The organism is Streptomyces sp. NPDC007162, assembly GCF_040634175.1.
GTDB lineage: Bacteria > Actinomycetota > Actinomycetes > Streptomycetales > Streptomycetaceae > Streptomyces.
In genome coordinates this window covers 1-8,347 of the sequence record NZ_JBEYFC010000402.1, presented here as the reverse complement: position 1 = coordinate 8,347, position 8,347 = coordinate 1, and the positions used below count along the sequence as shown (strand labels likewise).

Genomic DNA, 8,347 nt, shown 5'->3' with positions numbered 1-8,347 from the left:
TGCGTACCCTGCCCGCCGGGCCCGCGGTGCGCGTCCGGCACGCGTACGTCCGGGACGTCGGCCGGGACGGGCTGGGAACGGTGCTGGAGACCTGCGCGTACGGAATCAGGGCCGACGAGACGTGGGGGCTGGTCCTGCTGACGTCCTGGCAGGCGCTGGCCCACACGGACGCCCTGTGCGAGCTGACCGACGAACTGGCGGAGACGGTCCGGGTCACGGCCTGACCGGGCCGCCGGGCCGGTCCGCGACCTGAGCCGGTAGGCCGGGCTCCCTGGCCGGCCCGGCAACTCGGCCTGTATGTCGCGCCGTTCGGTGTCGCGGAACCAGCGCCGGCCCTGGACCCGGTGCGCCGCGCCGGTCGCGAAGGACGCCGGGGCGCGTGCCACGAGCTCCTCGCCCTCCGGGGGTTGCCAGGAGTGGCGCTGCGGCACGGTCACGGTCGGTCCTCCCCAGGGTGGTTCACGGCGGCGGAGTCCGTCGTCGGGCCGGGTGATCCGTGATCCCGGTCGGGCCGGCGTCGGAAACCGGCCGTCGGCGTGAGCGCTTTGTGCAGGCCTGATGGGCGCACGGCACGGGGCCGGGTGCGGACCGGCCACGAGCAGGGTGCGGGGGATTCACCGGCGCACACCTTCGGATCCCTTGATGCGTCCCCATTCCCAACCGCCGTCCGGGTCACCGCCGTTGCAGTTCGCAACGACGATTTCGGTGAGGTCAAGGAGTCCGGACGCGCCTTGAGGGGCTCATGTGCGGCTGATACGGTGCGATCGCTTGACACGCACCCCGCGGCCGAGTATTTGGCCGATTCGGGGTGATTGGTGTGGAGTGTCCGCTCTCGCTGTGCCGCCAGGCAGGGTGACGGGCGTTGACAGGTTTTCAGAGTTCTGGACAGACACTGTCTTGGCTGTAACGGGGAGCGGTTGCGTGAAGATCCAAGAGCGTACGGGGGCGGGTGCCGGTCGTTCCGCCGGTCCGGCTCAGCCTTCGGTCGGGGACCGTCTTCCCACCGCGCCCCGCGAGCGCAAGCCCGCGCTGGCCGCGCTCGCGGTGCTGCTGATCCTGCTCGGCGCGCTGGGTGCGACGACGCTCGTGCTGCAGGCCGGCAACAGGATCGAGGTCATCAAGACGACCGCCGACATCCAGCCCGGCGAGTCCGTCAACAAGGACAACGTCACGTCCGTGCTGGTCGCCGCCGATGACAGCATCAACTACGTCAAGTGGTCCCAGCTCGGCAGCCTGGAGTCGTACCAGGCCAAGACGACCATCTACAAGGGCACGGTCGTCATGGGGCAGATGTTCGACAAGGGGAGCAACCTCTCCGCCGGTAAGGCCGTGGTCGGCCTTTCCCTCAAGGAGGGCCAGTACCCGGTCGGCCTGAAGAGGGGTGACGTCGTCGCCGCCTACCGCGTCAGCAGCAACGGCTCCTCGACCGGCAGTTCCTCCGGCTCGTCCTCCTCGTCGGGCAACGGCGGCTCCCCCCTCGTCGGCCAGGCCAAGGTCAGCTACGTGCCGGACGGCAAGAACAGCGGCGACCTCGTCGGCAGCACCAACTTCGCTGTCACCCTCACCGTGAACAGCGACGACGCCGCCGCGCTGGCCCAGGCCGCCGCCACCGGCTCGGTCGCCCTCGTCCGTGTCCCCGGCTCCGGCAACGGCAACTAGAAGGCGGCCCGCACCCCATGGCGCTCATCGCAATCGCCGCCGACAAGGGTTCCCCCGGCGTCACCACCGCGGCCGTCGCGCTGGCCGCGGTCTGGCCGCGCCGGGTCCTGCTCGCCGAGGCCGACCCGGCCGGCGGCGACCTGGTCTACCGCAGTGCCGCCGCGCACGGCGGACCGCTGAACCCGAACACCGGCATGCTCTCCATAGCCGCCACCGCGCGACGAGGGCTCGTACCCGACCAACTCTGGGACCACGTACAGCCGTTGAGCGGCGGTCTGGAGGTGCTGGTCGGGCTCGGCATCGCCGAGCACGCCGCCGGGCTCGCCGGGCTGTGGCCCACCCTCGGGCACGCCTTCGCCTCCCTCGCCGACTCCCCGAACGCTCCCGCCGACGTCATCGCCGACTGCGGACGGATCAGTGGCGACACCCCGGCCGTCGAGCTGTTCCCGCACGCCGCCCTGGTCCTGCTCGTCTCGCGCACCGAACCCGAGTCGCTCGCCCGGGTCCGGGACCGTGCCGCCGCCCTCGCCCAGAAGCTGCACGGCGGTCCGCGCGGCGTCGCGGCCCTCGCCACCCCGCTGATCGGCGTCGTCCTGATCGCCGACCCGGCCGGCTCCGGCAAGCTGGTCAACCAGGTCAACGACATGCTCGTACACGCCCAGACCGGAGCACGCGTGGTCGGCACCATCGCCGACGACCCGGCCGGCGCCGACCAGCTGGCCGGCCGCAAGCGCGGGCGCCTCGACAAGTCACTGCTCATCCGCTCGGCCCGCAAGGTCACCGCCGACATCCAGCAGCAGTACGGCGCCACCTGGGCCGTACCGGCGCAGCCGCCCCACGCGGGGGCCGGCCGATGACCGCTGTCGACCACCAGTTGGTCAAGCGGTTCCGGCAGGACGCCGGCGACCGGATCGCCGAGCAGCGCCGCCAGGACCAGGCGGCCGGTGTGACGCCGATGTCCACCGAGGACGAACGCCAGTACGCCCGCGCGGTCATAGCCCAGATCCTGGAGGAGTACGCCCGCTCCGAGATCAACGCCGGGCGCACCCCGCTGGACGCGGAGACCGAGGAGCAGTACGCCGCCGCCGTGCACGCCGCGCTGTTCGGCGTGGGACGGCTGCAGCCGCTGCTCGACGACCCCGAGGTCGAGAACATCGACATCAACGGGTGCGACCAGGTGTTCGTGGGGTACAGCGACGGCCGGGAGGCCAAAGGGGACCCCGTCGCGGAGACCGACGAGGAGCTCATCGAGCTGATCCAGGTGCTCGGCGCGTACTCCGGCCTGTCGTCCCGGCCGTTCGACTCGGCCAACCCGCAGCTCGACCTCAGGCTCCCCGACGGCTCCCGTCTGTCGGCCGTCATGGACGTCACCCGGCGGCCCGCGCTGTCCATCCGGCGCGCCCGCATGGGCAAGGTCTTCATCTCCGACCTGGTCGGCAACGGCACCCTGACGCCCGAGGTCGCGCACTTCATGGCCTGCGCCGTCCGCGCCCGCAAGAACATCATGATCGCGGGCGCCACCAACGCCGGCAAGACGACGCTCCTGCGCGCCCTCGCCAACGAGATCCCGCCGCACGAGCGGCTCATCACCGTCGAACGCGCCCTGGAACTCGGTCTGGACACCTTCCACGACCTGCACCCGAACGTCGTGGCGTTCGAGGAGCGGCTGCCCAACTCCGAGGGGCAGGGCACCATCAGCATGGCGGAGCTGGTCCGGCGCTCCCTGCGCATGAACCCCTCCCGCGTGATCGTCGGTGAGGTCCTCGGCGACGAGATCGTCACCATGCTGAACGCGATGTCGCAGGGCAACGACGGTTCGCTGTCCACGATCCACGCCAACAGCTCCAGCGAGGTCTTCAACCGCATCTCCACCTACGCGCTCCAGGCCTCCGAGCGGCTGCCCATCGAGGCCAGCCAGATGCTGATCGCGGGCGCGGTGAACTTCGTCGTCTTCATCCAGCGGCGCAACAACTACCAGACCGGCGGCCGCCTCCAGCGCATGGTCACCTCCGTCCGCGAGGTCAACGGCGTCGACGGCCGGGTGCTGTCCAGCGAGGTCTTCGCGGAGGCCCACGACGGCCGGGTCGTACCGCATGCGCCCATAGCCTGTCTGGAGGACCTGATGGCCTACGGCTACCAGCCGCACGGGGCCTGGGGGTGACGTGACATGAACCTGGACTCCTTGGGCTCCATGGGCGGGCTCTTCTCGGCCCCGGTCCTCTACGGCCTCGGCTGCGGAGTCGCCGTCGGCGGCGGACTGGCGCTGCTGGTCCTGGCGATCCGCGGCCTGCCCGCCAGGCCCGACCACGAGAAGCAGAAGGCGAACGAACGGGCCGCCGAGCTCATCCGGTTCGCCGGCCGGCGCGGCTCCCTCGCCGCCATCATCGGGCTCGTCGTGCTGCTGCTGACCCGCTGGGCGGTGGCCGGCATCGCCGCCGGTGTCCTCGTCTTCTTCTGGGACAATCTGTTCGGCGGCGCCGCCGAGGAGCGAGCCGCGATGAAGAGGGTGGAGGCACTCGCCTCCTGGACCGAGTCGCTGCGCGACACCATCGCCGGCGCGGTCGGCCTGGAACAGGCCATCCCGGCCTCCGCGCGGGCCGCCGCGCCCGTGCTGCGGCCGCACCTCGACGCCCTCGTCGACCGGCTGCGCGCCCGCACCCCGCTGCCGGACGCGCTCCAGCACCTCGCCGACGAGATCGACGACGCGTCCGCCGACATCATCGTGGCCGCCCTCATCCTCAACGCCCGGCTGCGCGGCCCCGGTCTGCGCCAGGTGCTCGGCGCGCTCGCCAAGTCGGCGCGCGAAGAGGTCGACATGCGTCAGCGCGTGATGGCACAACGCGCCTCCACACGCCGCTCGGTGCAGATCGTCGTGGCGGTCTCGATCGCGTTCGTCCTCGGCCTGTCCGTCTTCAACCGCGAGTTCGTGGCGCCGTACGGCACCGCCGTCGGACAGCTCGTCCTCGCCCTGGTCTGCGCGCTGTTCGCGCTCGGCTTCTGGTGGCTGCGCAAGCTGTCCACCATCGAGACCCCGGAACGGTTCCTGGTCCGCGACCAGTCCTCCGTCCAGTTCGTACGACCGCCCCGCACCGCCCCCGGCCAGCCCGGCCAGCCCGGCCAGGGCGGTCAGCAGTCGCTGCCGACCGAGGAAGGCGTGCGCCGATGAACCTCACGATGCCGATCGTCGTCGGCGTGACCCTGGGGCTCGGCGTCTACGCCCTGATCCGCGCCCTCATGCCGAGCAGGCGCAGCGCCGTCGCCCAGGTCGCCCGGATCGACGCCATGCGGGCCCGCGGCGCCGCCTACGAGTCCGCCCGGGGGACCCAGGACACCGGCAGGCTCGGCTCACTCCGTGCCCAGGTAGGGGACCGGGTCGCCGAGTTCTACCGGCAGCAGGGCTGGGAACAGCGCTCGCTCCGGGCCGACCTCGCCGTCCTGGAGCGCGGCTGGGAGAGGTTCCTCGCGACCAAGGTGCTGCTCGCCGCGGCCGGCCTGGTCTTCGGCCCGTTCCTGTTCGCCGTCGTCTACACGATGGGCTTCGGCCGCAGCCCGGTCATCCCGGTCTGGCTGGCCCTGGCCTGCGCGGCCCTGTTCTTCTTCCTGCCCGACCTGGAGGTACGACGGGACGCGGCCGAGAAGCGCCGGGACCTCAGGCGGGTCATCGGGGCGTACCTCGACCTGGTGTCGATGAGCCTCGCGGGCGGCCGCGGTCTGCCCGAGGCCCTGATGGCGGCCGCCGAGGTCTCCGACGGCTGGGCCAACCAGCGCATCCGCAACGCCCTCGCCGACGCCAGGATCACCGGCGTCAGCCAGTGGCAGGCGCTGGGCGCGCTCGGCGAGGAGCTGGGCGTGGAGGAGCTCAAGGACCTCTCCGCCTCCCTCGCCCTGGTCGCGGACGACGGCGCCAAGGTGCGTGAGTCCCTCGCCTCCCGCGCCGAGACCATGCGGCACCGCGAACTCGCCGAGATCGAGGGCAGCGCGGGCGAGAAGTCCCAGTCGATGCTCGTCGCCCAGCTGCTGCTGTGCGCCGGCTTCCTGGTTTTCCTGATCTTCCCGGCGGCGATGCGGGTGTTCCAGGTGTGAGCTGTTCCAGAGACCTCCGACAACTGCTGATTCGATCGCACGACCAGAGCAACGGGAGAACCCACCATGAACGGACGTAACCTGACCGGGCGGAGCTTCAGCACCGGCATCCCGGCGATGGACTTCCTCGTCACCTTCCTCCAGGCCCGGGTGGCGCGGGCCCGCTCCGGCGAACTCGACCGCGGTGCCTCCGCCGTCGAGTGGGTCATCATCTCCGCGGTCGTCGTCGCGATCGTCGGCGTCGTCGCCGCCATCATCAACGCCGCGCTGAGCGACGGCGCCAACAAGGTCGGCGACTGCATCAAGGGCGCCAGCGCCAGCGGGACCTGCTGACCGGGCCTGCGACGGGGACTGAACGGGGATGACGGGGGTCTTTGTGGACGTGAACGCCTGGCTGCGCCGCCGGGCCGCCGCAGCGCGCGGCGACTCGGGCATGACGGCCATCGAGTTCGTGCTGCTCACCCCCGTCCTCTTCTTCATGATCTTCGCGACCGTGCAGTTCGCGCTGTACTTCTTCGCCGACCACGTGGCCCAGGCGGCGGCCCAGGCGGGCGCCCGCAAGGCCCGTGCCACCGCCGACGCGGAACCCGGCGCCTGGCGCGGCGAGGCCCAGAACGTGGTCGACTCCTACATCAGCCAACTCGGCCCCCAGCTGGTCCTGTCGCCGGACGTGAAGATGATCCAGCCGGAACAGCACACGGTCGGCGTCGAGATCTCCGCCCGCATCCCGACGGTGTTCCCGGGCCTGGACCTGACGGTGCACGCGCAGTCGTCGGGGCCGGTCGAGCGGTTCGTGGAGGACAACTAGTGGTGGACGACCGGAGGACCTCCGGAGCGGACCGAGCGCCGGACGACCAGGGGCTGTCGACCGTCGAGGTCGTCATCCTCGCCCCCGTCATGATCCTGTTCATCCTCGTGCTGGTCGCCTTCGGCCAACTCGTCGACGGGCGGGGCGCGATCGACGGCGCCGCCCGTGACGCGGCCCGTGCCGGGTCCATCCAGAAGGACCACGCCACCGCCATGTCGGAAGCGCAGAAGGCCGCCGACGCGGACCTGTCGGACGTCTGCTCGGGACCGGTCTCCGTCGTGCAGACCAGTGCGGGGTTCGAACCCGACAGCATCTTCACGGTCGAGGTGAGCTGCCAGGTCAGGGGGCTCGCCATGCTGGGCCTGGACATCCCCACGACGCTCACCGCGCGCTTCTCCTCACCGCTCGACCCGTTCCGGAGGGCGGCATGATCCTCGCCGTGCTGCGCAGTTGGTGGACCGCACGACGGCTCCGCCTGGACGACCGGGGTTCGGGCGCCGGCGCGGTCATCATCTTCGCCCTGGTCTTCCTCTCGCTCTCGGCGTTCGTCATCGACGGCGGCCTGTCCATCTCCAAGCGCGAACGCGCCGCCGACATCGCCGAACAGGCGGCCCGTTACGCGGCCCAGGACATCGACCTGGACGCGCTGTACGAGGGGCAGGGCACCGCGCCGATCAACTTCCAGGACTGCGACGCCCGGGTGAAGACCTTCGCCCGCGAGATGGACATGTCCGCCGCGGACGTCGCGGGCACCCACTGCACCGCCGCCGACGCGGAACAGGTGCAGGTCGAGGTCCAGTTGACGTACGAGCCGGTCTTCACAGGCATGTTCTACGGCGGTGCGATCGTGGTGCACGGCCAGGCGACCGCGGAGAACGAGGTCGGCTGAGCGGCCCCGGCGAGCGGGTCACGACGCCGAGGCGGCCCGCGGGACCCGCTGCCCGGACCCCCGGTCACCGCCACCGTCGCCCTTGCCGCCGCCGCCCTTGCCCCGGTCGCCGTCGCCGTGCGGGGGCGGGCAGGGGTCACCGGCGGGCGGGGGCTCCACGGGTACGGGGTCGGTCGGGTCGGTCGGGGGAGTCGGCTCTGTGGGCTCTGTGGGCTCCGTGGGGGGAGTGGGGCTGGTGGGCTCCGTCGGAGGAACGGGGTCCTTGGGGTCGGTCGGCGGAGGCGGGTCCGTCGGTTCTGTCGGTGCCGTCGGGGGAGTGGGGGGAGTGGGGGCGGGGCCGGTGGAGGCGGGTGGTGTCGGCTCGGTTCCTACGGGGGGAGTGGGCGAGGGCGTAGCGGGTGACGTGGGTCCGGTCGTCTCGGGTGGGGTCGTGTTCCCGTTCCCGTTTCCGTTCCTCGCCCCTTCCGAGGGCGTCGTCGTCACGCCCGTACGGGCCTGAGCGGCCGTACCCGTGCTCGTACCGTCTCCGGCATCCCCGTTCCTCGGTACCGCCGGTGCCACGGTCACCGGTGCCTGGGTGAGCGGTGCGTCGGCGACCGGGGTTCGCTGGGCGGTGACGGGGGAGGCGTGGCCGGGGCCGAGGAGCAGTACGAGCGCCACGGCGCCGGCGGCCATCGCGCCGGCGGCGACGGCCATCGGCGCCTTGGTGCCACCGGCGCCCTGCCGTACTCCGTGCAGCAGCCCGCTCCCGCCGCCGTGTCCGCCCGCCGAGGCCCCGGCGGCGGTGAGGGTGAGCAGGAAGCGGCCGGCCGTGCCGCCGACCGCGAAGACCAGGAGGGCGGGGCCGACGAGGGCGGGGAGCCGGTCGTGGGCGGGGTGGAGGTGGGGGGGGCGGGGCGGGGGGGGCG

The 8,347-nt window shown here is 72.1% G+C and carries 10 protein-coding genes and 1 pseudogene; 10 read left to right on the top strand and 1 reads right to left on the bottom strand.

Annotation, left to right across the window (positions count from 1 at the left end):
- The 10 genes from ABZ646_RS33950 to ABZ646_RS33905 form a co-directional block, all read left to right on the top strand.
- Positions 1 to 224: hypothetical protein (locus tag ABZ646_RS33950; RefSeq protein WP_360527594.1), on the top strand; the 224-nt coding region annotated here is incomplete at its 5' end.
- Positions 225 to 921: 697 nt separating this feature from the next.
- Positions 922 to 1,659, top strand: a complete 738-nt coding sequence (locus tag ABZ646_RS33945) for a hypothetical protein (protein ID WP_360527591.1) — start codon at positions 922 to 924, stop codon at positions 1,657 to 1,659.
- A gap of 17 nt (positions 1,660 to 1,676) precedes the next feature.
- Positions 1,677 to 2,516, top strand: a complete 840-nt coding sequence (locus ABZ646_RS33940; RefSeq protein ID WP_360527588.1) for a hypothetical protein — start codon at positions 1,677 to 1,679, stop codon at positions 2,514 to 2,516.
- A complete protein-coding gene (locus tag ABZ646_RS33935) occupies positions 2,513 to 3,820 on the top strand; it encodes an ATPase, T2SS/T4P/T4SS family (RefSeq protein WP_360527585.1) in 1,308 nt (435 codons plus the stop codon). Before ABZ646_RS33940 ends, ABZ646_RS33935 begins: the two co-directional genes overlap by 4 nt.
- Positions 3,821 to 3,826: 6 nt before the next feature.
- A complete protein-coding gene (locus ABZ646_RS33930) occupies positions 3,827 to 4,825 on the top strand; it encodes a type II secretion system F family protein (RefSeq protein ID WP_360527582.1) in 999 nt (332 codons plus the stop codon).
- Positions 4,822 to 5,742: a type II secretion system F family protein gene (locus ABZ646_RS33925; protein WP_360527579.1), complete on the top strand. Its 921-nt coding sequence runs from the start codon at positions 4,822 to 4,824 to the stop codon at positions 5,740 to 5,742. Before ABZ646_RS33930 ends, ABZ646_RS33925 begins: the two co-directional genes overlap by 4 nt.
- A 66-nt stretch (positions 5,743 to 5,808) precedes the next feature.
- Positions 5,809 to 6,075 carry a hypothetical protein gene (locus tag ABZ646_RS33920; RefSeq protein WP_360527576.1) on the top strand — a complete coding sequence of 89 codons (267 nt, stop codon included), beginning with the start codon at positions 5,809 to 5,811 and terminating at the stop codon, positions 6,073 to 6,075.
- Between the two features lie 28 nt (positions 6,076 to 6,103).
- Positions 6,104 to 6,550 (top strand): TadE family protein, encoded by a 447-nt coding sequence (locus ABZ646_RS33915; RefSeq protein ID WP_360527573.1) that lies wholly within the window; start codon positions 6,104 to 6,106, stop codon positions 6,548 to 6,550.
- Positions 6,551 to 6,552: 2 nt separating this feature from the next.
- Complete coding sequence (locus tag ABZ646_RS33910; RefSeq protein WP_360527570.1) at positions 6,553 to 6,981, top strand: TadE/TadG family type IV pilus assembly protein; 429 nt, start codon at positions 6,553 to 6,555, stop codon at positions 6,979 to 6,981.
- Positions 6,978 to 7,439 (top strand): pilus assembly protein TadG-related protein, encoded by a 462-nt coding sequence (locus ABZ646_RS33905; protein WP_360527567.1) that lies wholly within the window; start codon positions 6,978 to 6,980, stop codon positions 7,437 to 7,439. The genes ABZ646_RS33910 and ABZ646_RS33905 overlap by 4 nt, the downstream gene beginning before the upstream one ends.
- Before the next feature lie 18 nt (positions 7,440 to 7,457).
- On the opposite strand, the pseudogene ABZ646_RS33900 reads toward ABZ646_RS33905, so the two are convergent.
- Positions 7,458 to 8,347, bottom strand: a pseudogene (locus ABZ646_RS33900) (hypothetical protein); the annotation flags it as partial.